Here is a 15730-nt window from a genome sequence, read left to right as displayed (position 1 = left end):
CGCGGATTCTACGGGGTGTCCTCGCAGGCCAGCGGGGTGAGGTCCGGGCGCTTGGGCGACCGTCCGTCGCCGGAGGAACGCCCGGAGAGCCGGCGGCCGACCCACGGCACCAGATGCTCGCGGGTGAACCGCAGGTCCGCGCGCCGTCGCAGCAGCCAGCCGGGCGGCGCGGACTCCGGCAGCGGCGTCTCCCAGTCGGACTCGGCGGGCAGCCCGACCGCCTGCCACACCGCCTCGGCGACCCTGCGGTGCCCCTCGTCCGTCAGATGGAGCCGGTCGTCCGCCCACAGCCGCGGGTCGGTCAGCGACGGGGCGGAGTACAGGTCGACCACCGTCGCGCCGTGCCGGCCGGCGAGAGCGTCGACGAAGGAGAACAGCTGCTCCATCCGGGGCCGGCAGCGCTCCAGCCCCGGCCCGCGCCGCCCGGGGCTGCGCATCAGCACCAGCCGGCCGCAGTACGGCGCGAGCCGTTCCACCGACTCCTCCAGCACGGCGCACACCCGGCCCATGTCGCAGCGCGGCCGCAGCACGTCGTTCAGCCCGCCGACCAGCGTCGCCAGGTCCGGGCGCAGCGCGGCCGCGACCGCCACCTGATCGTCGGCGATCTGACGGATCAGCTTGCCCCGCACCGCGAGGTTGGCGTACCGGAAGCCCCCGGACCGTGCGGCGAGCCGGGCGGCCAGCAGATCCGCCCAGCCCCGGTAGCTGCCGTCCGGCAGCAGGTCCGACATGCCTTCGGTGAAGGAGTCGCCCAGGGCGACGAAGCTGGTGATCGGGGGCGCGGCGGCGTTGTCCATGGCCGCCCCAGAATACTGGTTGCCCCGGTCAAGCAGATCACCGGTACGCACCCGGCCGGCCACCCGGCTCACAGCGGTCCACCCGCCGCGGCACGCCGGCCCGGCGTGCCGCGGCGGGACCGCCCGTCACCCGCCGGGAAGCTTGCCCACCAGCTCCCGCAGCACGTCCTCCATGGTGACCAGGCCGGCCGCCTTCCCCTCGGCGCCGATCACCGCGGCCAGGTGCGTACGGCTGCCGCGCATCGCGCCCAGCACGTCGTCCAGGGGCATCGCCCCGCGCACCAGCGCGATCGGGCGCAGGGCGCTCCGCGGGAACGCCTCGTCGCGCGGCACCGCGTCCAGGGCGTCCTTGACGTGCAGGTAGCCCATCGCACGCCCGCTGGCGTCGACGACCGGGAAGCGGGAGTAACCGGAGTCGGACGACAGCTGTTCCAGTTCCTCCGGCGTCACGCCCAGCGGCGCCGACACCACCCGCTCCAGCGGTCGCGCCACGTCGGAGACGGGGCGGCGGCCCAGTTCCAGCGCGTCCCGCAGCCGTTCCGTCGAACGGTCGTCCAGCAGTCCCGCTTCGCTGGAGTCCGCGACCATGCGGGCCAGTTCGTCGTCCGAGAACGTCGACTCGACCTCGTCCTTGGGCTCCACCCGGATCAGCTTCAGCAGCGTGTTCGCGAACGCGTTCACCGTGAAGATCACCGGACGCAGCGCCCGGGTCAGCGCCACCATCGGCGGCCCCAGGACCATGGCCGAGCGGTACGGTGCGGCCAGCGCGATGTTCTTCGGCACCATCTCGCCGACCAGCATGTGCAGGTAGGTCGCCGCGGACAGGGCGATCGCGAACGCGATCGGATGGATCAGGCCCTCCGGCATCGACACCGCGTGGAACAGCGGCTCCAGCAGGTGGGCGATCGCCGGCTCCGCGACGACGCCGAGGACCAGCGTGGACAGCGTGATGCCCAGTTGCGCGGCGGCCAGGATCTGCGACACGTGTTCCAGGCCCCACATCACGCTCCGCGCCCGGCGGTCGCCCTCCTGCGCACGCGGTTCGATCTGGCTGCGGCGCACCGAGACCATGGCGAACTCGCCGCCGACGAAGAAGGCGTTGGCCACCAGCGTCAGCAGGCCGATGAACAACTGCAGCGCGGTCATCGCCAGGCCCCCTCGTCCTCGTCGTGTTCCGCGTGCGGCAGCGGCCCCGTGAGCCGTACGCCCGCCGCGCGCCGTCCGGAGGCGTCCCGCACCTCCAGCCGCCATCCGGCGACCTCCAGCACGTCGCCCTCGGACGGGATCCGCCCCAGCTCCGTGGCGACCAGGCCGGCCAGCGTCTCGTACGGCCCCTCCGGCGCCCGCAGGCCGATCTGCGCCAGCTGGTCGGTGCGTGCCGCGCCGTCGGCGTCGAACAGCCTGCGGCCGTCCGCGTCCTGCCCGGCGGGTGCGAGGTCGGGCGCCTCGTGCGGGTCGTGCTCGTCCCGCACCTCGCCGACGACCTCCTCGACGATGTCCTCCAGCGTCACCACTCCGGCGGTGCCGCCGTACTCGTCGATGACGACCGCGATGGACCGGTCACCGCCCGGCATCCGGTCCAGCAGGCGGTCCACGGTCAGCGACTCCGGGACCAGCAGCGGCTCCCGCAGCAGCTCCGTCACCGGCAGCCGCGGCCGTTCCTCCGCCGGGACGGCCAGCACGTCCTTGATCCGCACGATGCCCACGACGGTGTCCAGGTTGCCGCGGAAGACGGGGAAGCGGGACAGGCCGGTCGCCCGGGTCGCGTTGGCGACGTCCTCCGCGGTGGCCTGTACCTCCAGCGCGGTGACCTGCACGCGCGGCGTCATCACGTTCTCCGCGGTGAGCTCCGCCAGATGCAGGGTGCGCACGAACAGGTCCGCCGTGTCGGCCTCCAGCGCCCCCTCCTTCGCGGAGTGCCGGGCCAGCGCCACCAGCTCCTGCGGGGACCGCGCGGACGCCAGCTCCTCGGTGGGCTCCAGGCCCATCCGGACCACCACGCGGTTCGCGGTGTTGTTCAGATGCCGGATCAGCGGCCGGAAGGCGGCCGAGAACAGCCGCTGCGGCGTGGCGACCGCCTTCGCCACCGGAAGCGGGCGGGAGATCGCCCAGTTCTTCGGGACCAGCTCGCCGATCACCATCATGACCAGCGTGGACAGCGCGGTACCGATGACCAGCGCCACGGACGACGACGCCGACTCGGGAACTCCCAGGTCACCGAGCGGGCCGGACAGCAGCACGCCGATGGACGGCTCGGCGAGCATGCCGACCACCAGGTTGGTCACGGTGATGCCGAGCTGCGCGCCGGAGAGCTGGAACGTGAGGGAGGTGACCGCGCTCATCGCGCTCCGCGCGCCGCGTTCGCCGCGGTCCACGGCGTTCTCCAGCTCGGCGCGTTCGACGGTGGTCAGCGAGAACTCGGCGGCCACGAAGGCGCCGCAGGCCACGGCGAGGAGGAGCGCCACCAGAAGCAGGAGTACTTCGGTCATCGTGCCGCCACCCCCCACCCGGGATCGGGCACGCCGGCGGGGCACGTGTGGCGGCCGTGACGGCCGCCGGAGTCGGTACTGGGAGGCTCGCCCATGGGCGGACGCTCACACCTTCCGGTCGATCTGGAACCCCGGACGACTGTCCGGTGAGCCACCCATCGTAAAGCGTCCGCAAAGCAGCCCGCACGGAGCACCCCTGGTCACGCGCCCGCGCCGTCCCGGCTCCGCTTCCGCGGCCACGCCGCTTGCCGTGCTAGTGCTCACGCGCTAGCGTGGGAGCGTGGCCAAGACCCAGCTGAACGTCCGGGTGGACGAGGCGACGGCGGAGACGGCGCGCGAGCGCGCGTTGCAGAGGGGCATGAGCATGAACCGCTACATCGAAGAGCTGGTGCAGCGCGACGCCGGCGAGGTGGGGCACACCTTCGTGGAGGCCGCCGCCGATTTCATGAAGAGCTACGAGTCCGTCTTCGCCGAGGAGTTCGGCACCCCGGAGAGCGAGGGCCGCGACGCCGCGTGACCGTCCGCATCGACCTGGCCTGGCTGCTCATGATCGCTGAGGAGAAGGCCCCCGGCGACCCCCGTGTCACCGATTACGGCGCGCTCGTCGCCGCCGTCAGCCGGCACGAGGCGACCATATTCGACCGCCCCGTCTACCCCGAGCCGCACGACCGTGCCGCCGCGCTGCTCCAGCTGCTGCTGCACATCCCGGCGCTGGAACGCACCAACGCGCTGTTCGCCTCCGCCGTCGCGTACGCCTACCTGGTGGCCAGCGGCATGCGGGTCGTCATCTCGCCCGAACGCATCCGGGACCTGGCCCGGCTGGTGAAGGACGGCTCCGCGGACGTCCACGCCATCGCCGACGAGCTCCGCACCTGGAGCGACTGACCGCCGCACCTACCGCAGCCCCACCCGGCCGGGCCGCCCGCGGAACGCCGGACCTGCCACCGGCCGCGGCACCGTCAGCCGCCCGCCCCGGTCTCCGCGGTCGCCGGCGCGCACGGCCCGCCGTCCCACGTACCGCCCAGCGAAGGCGCCAGCCAGCCCGCGGCCGCGGCCCGGAACGCCTCCGGCGCCATGCCGCCCGCGCCCTGGGGCAGCAGCCCGGCCAGCGGTGCGCCCGCGACCACCGGGAGATCCTCCAGGTTGCACCGGTGGTCCAGCCCCGGCGCGGCCGGCCACGCGCCGATCACCACGCCCGCGCAGTCGAGCCCGCGCGCCCGCAGCGCCTCCGCGGTGAGCGCCGTCGCGTTGAGCGTTCCCAGCGCCGCGTCCGCGACCACCACCACCGGCGCCGCGAGCAGCCGCGCCGTGTCGGCGAGCGTGGTGCCCTCCTCGTCGAACCGCACCAGCAGCCCGCCGGCGCCCTCGACGAGCACCAGATCGTGCCGCCCGGCCAGCTCCCGCACCGCCGCGGCGACCCGCACCGGCGGCAGCGTGTCCATCCCGGCCCGGCGCGCGGCCGTCGCCGGAGCCAGCGGCTCGGGGTAGCGGGCCAGCTCCGCGGTCTCCACCGCGTTCCCGGCCAGCCGTACGACCTCCGCCACGTCACCGGCCTCACCGGGCGCGACGCCCGTCTGCGCCGGCTTGACCACCGCCGCCGAACGCCCCGCCCGCACCGCGGCGGCGGCGAGCGCCGCGGTGGCCACGGTCTTGCCCACCCCGGTGCCCGTACCCGTGACGACCAGGACCGTCATCGCGCCGCCGTCCCCGTTGCCGCCGTGGCCTCCACCGAGGCGGCCACGGCCGCCCGTACGCCGGCGCAGATGCGTGCCACGTCCTCGTCGCCGGTCACGTACGGCGGCATCGTGTACACCGTGTCGCGGAACGGGCGCAGCCACACGCCCTCGCGTACGGCCGCCCGCCCGGCCGCGGCGGTGTCCACCGGGTCGTCCAGCTGCACCACGCCGACGGCACCGAGCACCCGTACGTCCCGCACCCCGGGCAGCGCCCGTACCGGCTCCAGACCGGCGCGCAGCCCCGACTCCACGCGTGCGACCTCCGCCGCCCAGTCCTGCCCGAGCAGCAGATCCAGCGAAGCGTCGGCGACCGCAGACGCCAGCGGATTCCCCATGAACGTCGGTCCGTGCGCGAGCACCGGCACCTCGCCCCGCGAGATCCCCTCGGCCACCCGCGACGTGCACAGCGTCGCCGCCATCGTCAGGTAGCCGCCCGTCAGGGCCTTGCCCACGCACAGCACGTCCGGCGCGATCCCGGCGTGCCCGGACGCGAACAGCGCGCCCGTTCGGCCGAAACCGGTGGCGATCTCGTCCAGCACCAGCAGCACGTCGTGCTCGTCGCACACTTCCCGCAGCACCCGCAGATAGCCGGGGGAGTGGAAGCGCATGCCGCCCGCGCCCTGCACCACCGGTTCCACGATCACCGCGGCCAGTTCGTCCGCGTGCCGCGCCACCAGCTCCCGCAGGTGCGCGGCGTACTCCGGGTCCACCGCGGCCTCGAAGCCGGACGGCGGCGCGTCCGCGAACACCTGACGGGGCAGCACCCCGGCCCACAGGCCGTGCATGCCGCCGTCCGGATCGCACACCGACATCGGGTTCCACGTGTCGCCGTGGTAGCCGCCGCGCCAGGTCAGCAGCCGCTGCCGGCGCGGCCGGCCCCGGGACCGCTGGTACTGCAGACACATCTTGAGCGCGACCTCCACCGACACCGAACCGGAGTCGGCGAGGAACACGTGCTCCAGCCCCTCGGGGGTGATGTCGACCAGCCGCCTGCTCAGCCGCACCGCGGGCTCGTGCGTCAGCCCGCCGAACATCACGTGGCTCATCCGCCCCAGCTGCTCGGTCGCGGCGGCGTTGAGCACCGGGTGGTTGTAGCCGTGGATGGCCGACCACCACGACGACATGCCGTCCACCAGCTCACGGCGGCCCTCCACCGGCTCGGCCAGCCGCAGCCGCACGCCCGACGCGGACTCCACCAGCAGCGGCTCCTCCCGCCCGGGCATCGGCCCGTACGGGTGCCACACGTGCCGCCGGTCCAGCGCCAGCAGTTCGGACGCCGTGAGCCCGCCTCCGCCGACGGGGTCGCCCCCTCCGGTGAACGGCTCAGGCATTGGGCGGCAGTTCGGTGCCGGCGCCGCGCCGCCGCACGGACACCAGCCCGTCGGTCCGGTGCTCGGGCAGGGTGGTGGTGTCCGCGCCCTCCACCTCGAAGCCGGCGTCGGCGATCATCTCCAGGTCCGCCTTGCCCGCCTGCCCCTCGCTGGTGAGGTAGTCGCCGAGGAAGATGGAGTTCGCCAGGTGCAGCGCGAGCGGCTGCATCGACCGCAGCTGTACCTCGCGGCCCCCCGCCAGCCGGACCTCGGCGTCCGGGCACACGAAGCGCACCATCGCCAGGATGCGCAGGCAGCGCTGGGGCGTCAGGTTCCACTCGCCGGCGAGCGGCGTGCCCTCGAACGGGATGAGGAAGTTGACCGGCACCGAGTCCGGGTCCATCGCGCGCAGCCCGAACACCACGTCGACCAGGTCCTCGTCGGACTCGCCCATGCCGGCGATCAGCCCGGAGCACGCCGACAGCCCGGCCTGCTGGGCCTGCTGCACCGTCCCCACCCGGTCGGCGTAGTCGTGGGTGGTGCAGATGTCCTTGTACGTCGACTCGGAGGTGTTGAGGTTGTGGTTGTAGGCGTCCGCTCCGGCGTCCTTGAGGCGGCCGGCCTGCCCGTCGGAGAGCAGTCCGAGGCACGCGCACACCTCCACGTCCCCGTGCTCGCCCTTGATCGCCGCGATCGTCTCCGACACGCGGTCCACGTCCCGGTCGGTGGGGCCCCGCCCGCTGGCCACCAGGCACACCCGCTTGGCGCCGCCCGTCACCCCGGCGGTGGCGGCCTGCGCGGCCTCGTCCGGCTTCAGCCACGTGTACTTGAGGATCTCCGCCTTCGAACCCAGGCGCTGCGAGCAGTACGAGCAGTCCTCCGGGCACAGCCCGGACTTCAGGTTGATCAGGTAGTTGAGTTTGACCCGCCGTCCGAACCAGTGGCGGCGTACCTTCCCGGCCGCGGCCACCACGTCGAGGAGTTCGTCGTCCGCCGTCGCCAGCACCGCCAGCGCCTCGTCGCGCGTCGGCAGCTCGCGCCGCAGCCCCTTGTCCACCAGAGTGTTCAGCAGGTCCATGGCGCTGATACTCGCCTACGCCGGGCGCGCCGCGAAAGGAGAGAGCCCACAAGATCGGCGGAAACGGGTGTGTGTATCGCCACACCCCGGCCCGTCCGGCCCGCGGCTACCTTTGTCGGAAGCCCACGACCGCAGACGAGGACAGGACCCCGCCATGCCCGGCCGGCCCCGCGACCCCTTCCACTGGCTCGAGGAGGCCGAACGCCTGCGCCACCGCGCCGGACTGAACCGGACGCTGCGGCCGCGCGCCGCGGACCGCTCCGGCCTGGACCTCGCGGGCAACGACTATCTCGGCCTCGCCCGTCACCCGCAGATCACCGACGCGGCGGCGGCCGCCGCCCGCCGCTGGGGCGCCGGCTCCACCGGCTCCCGCCTCGTCACCGGCTCCACCGAGCTGCACGCCGAACTCGAGGCCGAACTCGCCGCCTTCTGCGGTTTCGAAGCGGCCCTCGTGCTCGCCTCCGGCTACGCCGCCAACCTCGCCGCCGTCACCGCACTGACCGACTCCGGCACCCTGCTGGTCTCCGACACCGCCAACCACGCCTCACTCATCGACGGATGCCGGCTCTCCCGCGCCCGTACCGCCGTCGTCCCGCACAACGACCCGGACGCGGTGCGCAAGACCCTCGACGGGCACCCCGGCCGGACCATGGCGCTGACCGACTCGGTGTTCTCCGTCGACGGTGACGCCGCGCCCCTGGGAGCCCTCGCGGCCGCCTGCCGCGCGCACGGCGCCGCGCTCCTCGTCGACGACGCCCACGGCCTCGGCGTGCTCGGCGACGGTGGACGCGGCGCCCCGCACGCCGCCGGTCTGGCCGGCAGTCCCGACACCGTCGTCACCGTCACCCTCTCCAAGTCGCTGGCCGCCCAGGGCGGCGCCGTCCTGGGGCCCGCCCGCGTCATCGACCACCTTGTGAGCACGGCCCGCACCTTCATCTTCGACACCGGCCTGGCGCCCGCAGCCACGGCCGCCGCCCTGGCCGCGCTCCGCCTGCTCCGCGCCGAGCCCGCCCGTTCCGCGCGGGTACGGGCCGCCGCCTCCGGACTGCACGACCGGCTCACCGCGGCGGGCCTGACCGGGGCACGTCCCGACGCCGCGGTGGTCTCCGTGCACGCCCCCACGCCGCAGGCGGCGGTCCGCTGGCAGGCCGAGTGCGCGTCCCGTGGGCTGACCGTGGGCTGCTTCCGCCCGCCCTCCGTCCCCGACGGCATCTCCCGCCTGCGCCTCACCGCCCGAGCCGACCTCACCGGCGCCGACCTCGACCACGCCGCCGACGTCGTCGTCTCCACCGCCCCGCCCGGAGCCCGGTCCGGTCACGGCTGACCGCCCCCGGGAGCGAGCCGCCGGAGCAGCGGCGCCGGCGCCGCTCAGCGCACCGAGCCGGCAGCCGGGCGCGGCCCGTCGCCCGGCCGGCGCGTCTCGTCGGGCTCGTCGGGATCCCGGCGCACCCGGCCCCGGCGCAGCCACAGCGGAAGCAGCGCCCACGACCCTGCGCACACCGCGAGCGCCGCCACCGCCACCGAGACGCCCGCACCCCGGCCCAGCACCACGTCCACCACCAGCAGCACCGCGCCCGCCAGCGCCAGCGCCAGCGTGAACAGCCCGGCGGCGGCGAACCGTGCGGAGACGTCCACGATGAGCCGCTTGGCGCCCCGCCGGAACAGCGTGCGGTGCAGCGCCGCCGGGGCGGTGAACAGGATCGCCGCCAGCACGGACAGCAGCAGCGTCGCGATGTAGGTACCGCGCTGGAAGGAGTCCAGCTCCGGGAACCGCGCCGTGAACGCGAGGGTGAGCAGGAACGCGAAGAGGATCTGCACACCGGTCTGGATGACGCGGAGCTCCTGGAGCAGCTCCAGGAAGTTCCGGTCGGCGCGTTCCGCGGGCGTCTCGTTGCGGGTGGTCATGCCCGTCATGTTGCCGCGTGGTGCCCGTTCACTCCTTCGTGGCACCGTTTCCCGTCGCGGGCAGCGTCACCCGGGCGGCGCGCCGCTCACCGTCCAGCTCCCGCAGCGCGCGGGCCAGTGTCGCGGCGTGCAGGTCCCGCTCGCCGCGTTGCTGCATGAGCGTCAACGCGTCCCGCAGCGCGGCCGCCCGGCCGGTCAGGGCCTGCGCGGCACGCAGCGCGCCGTAGGTGTCGCTGCCGCGGGCGGGGTTGATGCGGCCCAGCAGGTCGACGACCTCGAGGTAGGAGTCGACCACGGCCCCCTCGGCCCGGGTGAGTGCCGGCAACGGCGGAAGTTCCGGTGGAAGCACGCCGTCACCCCCGCCCGCGCGCCGCGAACGCACCCTTGCGGGGGACCGTGATCCGGTCGACCAGGCCGTGCGCCACGGCGCCCTCCGCGTCCAGCACCGTGTCCCGGTCCAGGTCGGCCCTGACCGCCTCGGCGCTGCGGCCGGTGTGCCGCACGTAAAGCTCCTCCAGCAGGGCGCGGGTCCGCAGCAGCTCCCGGGCCTGGATGGCCAGATCCTCGGCCTGCCCCTGCACCGGCTCGTCGAACGCCGGTTCGTGCAGGAGCACCCGCGCCCCGGGCAGCGCGAGCCGCTTGCCGGGTGTCCCGGCCGCCAGCAGTACCGACGCCGCCGACGCGGCCTGCCCCAGGCAGACGGTCTCGATGTCGCACTCGACGAACCGCATCGTGTCGTACACCGCCGTCATGGCCGTGAACGAGCCGCCGGGGGAGTTGATGTACAGCGAGATGTCCCGGTCCGGAGCGGCGTGTTCGAGATGCAGCAGCTGCGCCATCACGTCGTTGGCGCTGGTGTCGTCGATGCGGGTGCCGAGGAAGACGATCCGCTCGTCGAGGAGCTTGGAATACGGGTCGAGGGTTCGGGTCCCCGAGGTGGTGCGCTCGGTGAACTCGGGAAGGACGTAGCGCGCGGTCGGCACGGGTCGGCGCATCGCGGACACCTCTGTTCGGGTACGTCGGGGCACCTCCGCCCCGAATCTGTACAGAAAATACAGGACGTACAGTCCGTATGCTGGTGAGCATGGCCTACGAGATTCCGGTGACGCAAGCCCGCGCTGAGCTCGCGGATCTGATCAACCGCGTCGTCTACGGCGGGGAACGTGTCGTCGTGACCCGCCACGGCAGGCCCCTGGTCGCGCTCGTCTCCGCCGCTGACCTGGAACGACTTCAGCAGCCGCAGACCGAGGAGCACGACGGGGTGATCAGCACCGTCTCCACCGTCCGCCCCACCCCGTCCGCTGCCGGCGAACGCCGCCGCTTCGGCATCGCCGCAGAACAACGCGGCGCGCCGGAGGAACACCGCGGCCCGGCCGCCGGAGACCGGCGGCCGGGCCGCGAGAAGTGAAACAGCGCCCTCCGCCACCGGAGGACGGCTGAGGAGAGGCGTCGGGCCCGGAGGCGCGCCGCCCCCGCCCGGCGGGACCTACCGGCCCCGCTCGTCCTCGGCGCGCGCGTCGCCCGCGCCCGCCTGCTTCGCCGCCTGCGCGGCGGCCTTGGCCTCCGGCGCGTACAGGTCGACGTACTCCTGGCCGGACAGCTCCAGGACGGCGTGCATGATCTCGTCCGTGACCGCCCGCAGCACGGTGCGCTCACCCTCCATCCCGGCGAACCGGGAGAAGTCCAGCGGCTCGCCGAACCGGATCGTCACACGCCCCATGCGCGGCAACCGCCTTCCCGGCGGCTGCAGTTCGAAGGTGCCGAGCATCGCGCACGGCACCACCTTCACGCCGGTGCGCAGCGTCATCGCCGCCACCCCCACCCGGCCCTTGTACAGCCGGCCGTCGTGCGACCGGGTGCCTTCGGGGTAGATGCCGAGCAGCTCGCCCCGCTCCAGCACCCGCACGCCCTCCTCGACCGCGGCCTGCCCCGCGCCCCGGCCCGAGCGGTCCACCGGGATCTGCCCCACGCTGCGGAAGAACGCCGCGGTCAGGCGCCCCTTCAGCCCCGGGCCGGTGAAGTACTCCGCCTTCGCCAGGAAGGTGATGCGCCGTCGCAGGATCGCCGGCATCAGGAAGTGGTCGGAGAAGGACAGATGATTCCCCGCGACGATCGCCGCGCCCTCCTCGGGCACCCGTTCCAGCCCTTCGATCCGGGGCCGGAACAGCAGTCGCAGCAGCGGCCCCAGGATGACGTACTTGCAGAGCTGGTAGAACACGCGTCGGCCTCCCCCGTCGGTCAAGGTGCCGCAGCACCCTAACTCCTGACTCACGGGTAAGGGAGAGGCGGGGCGGCTCAGCTCCGCCGTGTCGAGATCACCCCGGCCGTCGCCAGGCCCAGGACCACCCACGAGAACCACAGCCAGCCGCTCCCGCCCAGCCCCACCGTGTACGCGGTCACCACGATCAGCGCCGCCACGGTGGTCACCGACATCGCCTTCGCCGCTCCCGGCATGGCAGCCTCCTCCCGGCGGCCGGGCACCGTCAGGCGTCCGCCTGAGCGCCCTGCCGCGGCCAGGTCTCCATGGTCACCGGCCCCGGCCCGGACCGCTACCGAGCGCGTACCCCCTGTGGCCCCGGGCAACCCGTGCCCTTCACCGTCCGCGTGCGTCCAGCGCCGCCAGATAGGCGTTGTAGGCGGCCAGCTCCTTGTCGCCGTCGCGGTCCGCCGCCCGGTCCCGGGCGCGCGCGGCGCGCTCCTCCGAGAAGTACCACTGGAACACCAACGCGATCAGGACCAGCACCGACGGGATCTCGCTGAAGGCCCACGCGATGCCCCCCGCCCACTCCTGGTCCTCCAGCGCGGTGACTCCCAGCGAGTCGGGCGGATCCGCGTACGTGCCGATCAGCGGCTCGCTCGCCATCATCAGCGCGATGCCGAAGAACGCGTGGAAGGGCATGCCGGCGAACAGCTCCAGCATCCGCATCACGTAGCCCGGGCGGTGCGGGCCCGGGTCGATTCCCATGATGGGCCAGAAGAACACCAGGCCGACCGCGAGGAAGTGCACCATCATCGTCAGGTGTCCCGCCCGTGAGGACATGAGCAGGTCGAACAACGCAGTGAAGTAGAGGCCGTACAGGCTTGCGATGAACAGCGGGATCGTGAACGCCGGGTGCGACACCACGCGCACGTACCGGCTGTGCAGCAGCGCCACCAGGAGCTCGCGCGGCCCCCGCCGCCCCCGCCCGGCGGCGGGCAGCGCCCGCAGCGCCAGCGTCACGGGAGCGCCCAGCAGCAGCAGGATCGGCGACAGCATGCTGATGATCATGTGCTGCACCATGTGGGCGCTGAACAGGACCATCCCGTACTCGTTCAGCCCGGTGCACATCACCAGGCCCACGCTCAGCACGCCCAGCACGAACCCGGCCGTCCGGGACACCGGCCACGCGTCGCCGCGTCGCCGCAGCCGCACCACGCCCGCGCCGTACAGCAGCAGCGCGAGCAGGCAGCCCACGAGGAAGAAGGGGTCGGCGGAGAACTCCAGCGCCCGTCCCAGTGTGATCGGCGGCAGATCCATCGTCATGCCGTGTCCGCCGTGATCCATCCCTACGCTCCCGGTTCGTGCCGATCCGCCCGCACCAGACTAGGACCGCCCTCCGCACGCGACGGCGCCGGGGCACCCGCGTGCTCCGCGGGTGCCCCGGCGCCGTACCGCAGCGCGGCTCAGGCGGGCTGGACCGCCGCCGCGATGCGCTCGCCGCGCAGCGCCTCGTACCACCGGTCGTCCACCGGCGGCAGCGCGTTGACGTCCAGCGCCAGCTTGATCAGCAGGTCGGCGATCAGCGGGTTCCGGGCGAGCACCGGGCCGTGCATGTAGGTGCCGAAGACGGTGTCCTGCCAGGCCCCCTCGGTGCCGTCGCCGGTCCCGTTGCCCTTGCCCAGCCGGACCCGGGCGAACGGCCGGGCGTTCGGCCCGACGTGCGTGACGCCCTGGTGGTTCTCGAAGCCCGTCAGCTGCGGCAGCCCCAGCCGGTCGTCGATGTCGGCCAGCACGTCGCCGACGCACCGCTCGGCCTCGCCGCGGCCCGACGTCACGTCCAGCAGCCCCAGGCCGGGCTCGCGCTTGCCGAGGTCGTTGATGAACTCGTGCCCGATGATCTGGTAGCCGGCGCACACCGAGAACACGATCGCTCCGTTGTCCACCGCGCGGTTCAGGCCGCCGTCCCGCCGCAGCCGCTCCGCGGCCAGCCGCTGCGGCCGGTCCTCGCCGCCGCCGATCAGGTAGATGTCGCCCGAGGTCGGCACCGGCTGGTCGGAGCGGATGTCGATGCGCTGCACCTCCAGGCCGCGCTGCTGCGCGCGCCGCTCCACCACCAGGGCGTTCCCCTGGTCCCCGTACGTGCTCAGCAGGTCCGGGTAGACCCACACCAGACGCAGACTCGTGTCACCCATGCTCGTCTCCTCGCCCCGCTCAGTTGCCCACGACGCGGCGCAGGTCCTGGAACGCCGTGTAGTTCGCGATCGCCTCGATCCGGCCCGGCGGGCACGCCCGCACCGCCTCCTGGGCGCTCTGGCAGACCTGGAAGTCGACGCCCGCGACCTCCAGCCGCACCGCCAGGTCCAGCTTGCGGTCGCCGATCACGCAGATCGGGTGACCGGCCAGCCGCGAGTAGTCCACGTCCCACAGCCAGGAGGTGTCGGTGCCGTCCGCGCCGCGCGCGTTCACCGACAGGATCACCGGTGCCGGGGGCGGGTCGATCAGGGAGAACGTCTCCAGCCAGCCGGCCGGGTTCTTCGCCAGGAGCAGCCGTACGTCGCGACCCTGGTACGACACCACGTCGTACCGGCCGGCGACGGCCGTCACCGCGTACATCCGCTCCAGGGCCACCTGTGGCGCCACGCCGAAGGTGGCCGCCACCGCGGCCGAGGTGGCGGCGTTGGCCTTGTTCGCCCGGCCGGGCAGCTGCAGCCTGATCGGCCACGCCGAACCGTGCGGGTCCAGCACGTGGTCCCCGGACAGGGCCCAGGTCGGCGTGGGGCGGCGGAAGCCGCACTCGCCGCAGAACCAGTCGTCCCCGGGCCGCTGCATCACGCCGCCGCACGCGGGGCACGACCAGGCGTCGTCCTTCCACTCCTGGCCGGCGGCGACCCACACCACGTTCGGTGAGTCGGAGGCGGCCCACACCACCAGCGGGTCGTCCGCGTTGGCGATGATGACGGCCTTCTGCCCGGCCAGCCCCTCGCGCCAGTGCTCCGCCAGCATCCGGGTCTCCGCGGCGCGGTCCAGCTGGTCCCTGGAGAGGTTCAGCAGCGCGATGGCCTTCGGCGTGACGTCGCGGGCCACCCCTGCCAGGTACTTCTCGTCGACCTCGATCACACCGAAGCGCGCGGACGACCCGCCTGCCAGTGCCGAGGTGATCCCGGCCGGCATGTTGGCGCCCAGCGCGTTGGAGACGACCTCGCCGCCGGCCCGCAGCGCCTCGGCGATCAGCCGGGTCGTGGTGGTCTTGCCGTTCGTCGCCGACACCAGCACCACGTCCAGGTGCCGCGCCAGCCGTGCCAGCAGGTCGGGGTCGAGCCTGAGGGCCACCTTGCCGCCGATCACCGATCCGCTGCCGCGGCCTGCTGCCCGCGAGAAGGCTGCCGCGGCCCGTCCCGCCGTCACGGCCAGCTTCGCCCGCGGCGTCAGCGGCTCCGTGTTCCCTGCCATCTTCCTTGGTCCTCCAATGCGCCTGGGTCGGGGGCAAGCCTATCGAGAAGGCCGACCGCGCCCGAACCGCGGCACGGAGGGCGCTCAGAAGCCGGGACCGCCGCGCACGTCACCGGCGACGGCCAGCCTCCCCCACAGCAGATCCGCCAGGGACCGCACCAACTCCTGCCGTGAACACGGACGTTCCGCCAGCCACCAGTCGCCGGCAGCGTGCATCATCCCCACGATCCCGTGCCCCCAGACCCGCGCCACCCGCTCGGCGTCCGGGCCCAGCTCCACCCGTTCGGCGATCACGGCGGCGAGTTCCTCGCCGAGCCGGCGCAGCAGGGGAGCGGAATGACGGCCCACGTCGAAACCGCGCTCGCCCGCGGTGGTCTCTTCCGCCGGGTGCATCAGGAAGCGGTAGACCTGCGGCCTGGCCTCGATCGCGGCCAGGTAGGTGTCCAGGGTGGCCTCGACCCGCTCGCGGCGGCCGACCGGGGCGTCCAGGGCGCCGCGGAGCGCGTCCAGCAGCGCGTCGGTGTGCCGCACCGCCAGCGCCCGGTACAGTCCGCCCTTGTCGCCGAAGTGCCGGTACAGGATCGGCTTGGTGATCCCCGCCTCCGCGGCGATCGCGTTCATCGACGCGCCCGGGCCGTCGCGCAGCACCACCCGGTCGGCGGCCTCCAGCAGCTCCCGCCGTCTGCGCTCGGCCGTACCGTGCCGGTCCTCGCGCCGTGTGGTGCCCATCGCCGTTCTCTCCCCGCCCGTCGTCGCCGGTCCCCT

At 73.8% G+C, this 15730-nt stretch carries 19 protein-coding genes; 4 read left to right on the top strand and 15 right to left on the bottom strand.

What is annotated here, in order from left to right; all coding sequences use genetic code 11:
- Positions 1-8 precede the first annotated feature (8 nt).
- From K304_RS0116925 to K304_RS0116915, 3 genes are all read right to left on the bottom strand, one after another.
- Complete coding sequence (locus K304_RS0116925) at positions 9-797, bottom strand: SGNH/GDSL hydrolase family protein (RefSeq protein WP_027764733.1); 789 nt, start codon at positions 795-797, stop codon at positions 9-11.
- A gap of 126 nt (positions 798-923) precedes the next feature.
- A complete protein-coding gene (locus tag K304_RS0116920) occupies positions 924-1943 on the bottom strand; it encodes a hemolysin family protein (RefSeq protein ID WP_027764732.1) in 1020 nt (339 codons plus the stop codon).
- Positions 1940-3286 (bottom strand): hemolysin family protein, encoded by a 1347-nt coding sequence (locus K304_RS0116915; RefSeq protein WP_027764731.1) that lies wholly within the window; start codon positions 3284-3286, stop codon positions 1940-1942. Before K304_RS0116915 ends, K304_RS0116920 begins: the two co-directional genes overlap by 4 nt.
- A gap of 280 nt (positions 3287-3566) precedes the next feature.
- On the opposite strand from K304_RS0116915, the gene K304_RS0116910 reads away from it, so the two are divergent.
- Positions 3567-3803 carry a hypothetical protein gene (locus K304_RS0116910; RefSeq protein WP_027764730.1) on the top strand — a complete coding sequence of 79 codons (237 nt, stop codon included), beginning with the start codon at positions 3567-3569 and terminating at the stop codon, positions 3801-3803.
- Positions 3800-4171, top strand: coding sequence for a hypothetical protein (locus K304_RS0116905; protein ID WP_027764729.1), 372 nt, complete (start codon positions 3800-3802; stop codon positions 4169-4171). The genes K304_RS0116910 and K304_RS0116905 overlap by 4 nt, the downstream gene beginning before the upstream one ends.
- Positions 4172-4245: 74 nt before the next feature.
- Here the strand turns inward: K304_RS0116905 and bioD are convergent, their stop codons facing one another.
- The 3 genes from bioD to bioB are packed head-to-tail and all read right to left on the bottom strand — an operon-like array spanning position 4246 to position 7410.
- A complete protein-coding gene (gene bioD / locus K304_RS29465; RefSeq protein ID WP_051308539.1) occupies positions 4246-4980 on the bottom strand; it encodes a dethiobiotin synthase in 735 nt (244 codons plus the stop codon).
- Positions 4977-6353 carry an adenosylmethionine--8-amino-7-oxononanoate transaminase gene (locus K304_RS29460; RefSeq protein ID WP_051308538.1) on the bottom strand — a complete coding sequence of 459 codons (1377 nt, stop codon included), beginning with the start codon at positions 6351-6353 and terminating at the stop codon, positions 4977-4979. The genes bioD and K304_RS29460 overlap by 4 nt, the downstream gene beginning before the upstream one ends.
- Positions 6346-7410: a biotin synthase BioB gene (gene bioB / locus K304_RS0116890; RefSeq protein WP_027764728.1), complete on the bottom strand. Its 1065-nt coding sequence runs from the start codon at positions 7408-7410 to the stop codon at positions 6346-6348. The genes K304_RS29460 and bioB overlap by 8 nt, the downstream gene beginning before the upstream one ends.
- Positions 7411-7564: 154 nt before the next feature.
- Between bioB and K304_RS0116885 the strand changes: the two genes are divergently transcribed.
- A complete protein-coding gene (locus K304_RS0116885; RefSeq protein WP_027764727.1) occupies positions 7565-8734 on the top strand; it encodes an 8-amino-7-oxononanoate synthase in 1170 nt (389 codons plus the stop codon).
- Positions 8735-8778: 44 nt separating this feature from the next.
- Here the strand turns inward: K304_RS0116885 and K304_RS29455 are convergent, their stop codons facing one another.
- From K304_RS29455 to K304_RS0116870, 3 genes are read right to left on the bottom strand one after another with little or no spacing between them, the layout of a single operon-like run.
- Positions 8779-9315 carry a DUF6328 family protein gene (locus tag K304_RS29455; protein WP_486591698.1) on the bottom strand — a complete coding sequence of 179 codons (537 nt, stop codon included), beginning with the start codon at positions 9313-9315 and terminating at the stop codon, positions 8779-8781.
- A 28-nt stretch (positions 9316-9343) separates the two neighbouring features.
- Positions 9344-9664 (bottom strand): hypothetical protein, encoded by a 321-nt coding sequence (locus K304_RS0116875; RefSeq protein ID WP_027764726.1) that lies wholly within the window; start codon positions 9662-9664, stop codon positions 9344-9346.
- Between the two features lie 4 nt (positions 9665-9668).
- The gene (locus K304_RS0116870; protein ID WP_027764725.1) at positions 9669-10310 is read right to left on the bottom strand and encodes an ATP-dependent Clp protease proteolytic subunit; all 642 of its coding nucleotides are present in this window, start codon (positions 10308-10310) and stop codon (positions 9669-9671) included.
- Between the two features lie 89 nt (positions 10311-10399).
- Here K304_RS0116870 and K304_RS0116865 point away from each other — a divergent pair, with 89 nt between their 5' ends.
- A complete protein-coding gene (locus K304_RS0116865; protein ID WP_027764724.1) occupies positions 10400-10723 on the top strand; it encodes a type II toxin-antitoxin system Phd/YefM family antitoxin in 324 nt (107 codons plus the stop codon).
- A 78-nt stretch (positions 10724-10801) separates the two neighbouring features.
- Here K304_RS0116865 and K304_RS0116860 read toward each other — a convergent pair whose 3' ends face one another.
- From K304_RS0116860 to K304_RS0116835, 6 genes are all read right to left on the bottom strand, one after another.
- Positions 10802-11533, bottom strand: coding sequence for a lysophospholipid acyltransferase family protein (locus tag K304_RS0116860; protein ID WP_027764723.1), 732 nt, complete (start codon positions 11531-11533; stop codon positions 10802-10804).
- 77 nt (positions 11534-11610) lie between these two features.
- Positions 11611-11769 (bottom strand): hypothetical protein, encoded by a 159-nt coding sequence (locus K304_RS33665; RefSeq protein ID WP_027764722.1) that lies wholly within the window; start codon positions 11767-11769, stop codon positions 11611-11613.
- A gap of 139 nt (positions 11770-11908) precedes the next feature.
- Complete coding sequence (locus K304_RS0116850) at positions 11909-12859, bottom strand: cytochrome c oxidase assembly protein (protein ID WP_027764721.1); 951 nt, start codon at positions 12857-12859, stop codon at positions 11909-11911.
- 119 nt (positions 12860-12978) lie between these two features.
- Positions 12979-13707, bottom strand: coding sequence for a type 1 glutamine amidotransferase (locus tag K304_RS0116845; RefSeq protein ID WP_027764720.1), 729 nt, complete (start codon positions 13705-13707; stop codon positions 12979-12981).
- A gap of 19 nt (positions 13708-13726) precedes the next feature.
- Positions 13727-14965: a MurT ligase domain-containing protein gene (locus K304_RS0116840; protein ID WP_027764719.1), complete on the bottom strand. Its 1239-nt coding sequence runs from the start codon at positions 14963-14965 to the stop codon at positions 13727-13729.
- A gap of 84 nt (positions 14966-15049) precedes the next feature.
- Positions 15050-15694: a TetR/AcrR family transcriptional regulator gene (locus K304_RS0116835; protein WP_027764718.1), complete on the bottom strand. Its 645-nt coding sequence runs from the start codon at positions 15692-15694 to the stop codon at positions 15050-15052.
- Positions 15695-15730 lie beyond the last annotated feature (36 nt).

The sequence above is a fragment of the Streptomyces sp. CNS606 genome (genome assembly GCF_000426325.1).
Note: the sequence above shows the minus strand (reverse complement) of the source record. Positions and strands in the feature narration are given on the sequence as shown.

Excerpts from the sequence above, each read along its gene's own strand:
- K304_RS29455 (WP_486591698.1), bottom strand. The coding sequence starts at position 9,315 with ATGACCACCCGCAACGAGACGCCCGCGGAACGCGCCGACCGGAACTTC.
- K304_RS0116865 (WP_027764724.1), top strand. The coding sequence starts at position 10,400 with ATGGCCTACGAGATTCCGGTGACGCAAGCCCGCGCTGAGCTCGCGGAT.
- bioB (WP_027764728.1), bottom strand. The coding sequence starts at position 7,410 with ATGGACCTGCTGAACACTCTGGTGGACAAGGGGCTGCGGCGCGAGCTG.
- K304_RS0116840 (WP_027764719.1), bottom strand. The coding sequence starts at position 14,965 with ATGGCAGGGAACACGGAGCCGCTGACGCCGCGGGCGAAGCTGGCCGTG.
- K304_RS0116850 (WP_027764721.1), bottom strand. The coding sequence starts at position 12,859 with ATGGATCACGGCGGACACGGCATGACGATGGATCTGCCGCCGATCACA.
- K304_RS0116870 (WP_027764725.1), bottom strand. The coding sequence starts at position 10,310 with ATGCGCCGACCCGTGCCGACCGCGCGCTACGTCCTTCCCGAGTTCACC.
- K304_RS0116915 (WP_027764731.1), bottom strand. The coding sequence starts at position 3,286 with ATGACCGAAGTACTCCTGCTTCTGGTGGCGCTCCTCCTCGCCGTGGCC.
- K304_RS0116885 (WP_027764727.1), top strand. The coding sequence starts at position 7,565 with ATGCCCGGCCGGCCCCGCGACCCCTTCCACTGGCTCGAGGAGGCCGAA.
- K304_RS0116925 (WP_027764733.1), bottom strand. The coding sequence starts at position 797 with ATGGACAACGCCGCCGCGCCCCCGATCACCAGCTTCGTCGCCCTGGGC.
- K304_RS33665 (WP_027764722.1), bottom strand. The coding sequence starts at position 11,769 with ATGCCGGGAGCGGCGAAGGCGATGTCGGTGACCACCGTGGCGGCGCTG.
- bioD (WP_051308539.1), bottom strand. The coding sequence starts at position 4,980 with ATGACGGTCCTGGTCGTCACGGGTACGGGCACCGGGGTGGGCAAGACC.
- K304_RS0116920 (WP_027764732.1), bottom strand. The coding sequence starts at position 1,943 with ATGACCGCGCTGCAGTTGTTCATCGGCCTGCTGACGCTGGTGGCCAAC.
- K304_RS0116845 (WP_027764720.1), bottom strand. The coding sequence starts at position 13,707 with ATGGGTGACACGAGTCTGCGTCTGGTGTGGGTCTACCCGGACCTGCTG.
- K304_RS29460 (WP_051308538.1), bottom strand. The coding sequence starts at position 6,353 with ATGCCTGAGCCGTTCACCGGAGGGGGCGACCCCGTCGGCGGAGGCGGG.
- K304_RS0116835 (WP_027764718.1), bottom strand. The coding sequence starts at position 15,694 with ATGGGCACCACACGGCGCGAGGACCGGCACGGTACGGCCGAGCGCAGA.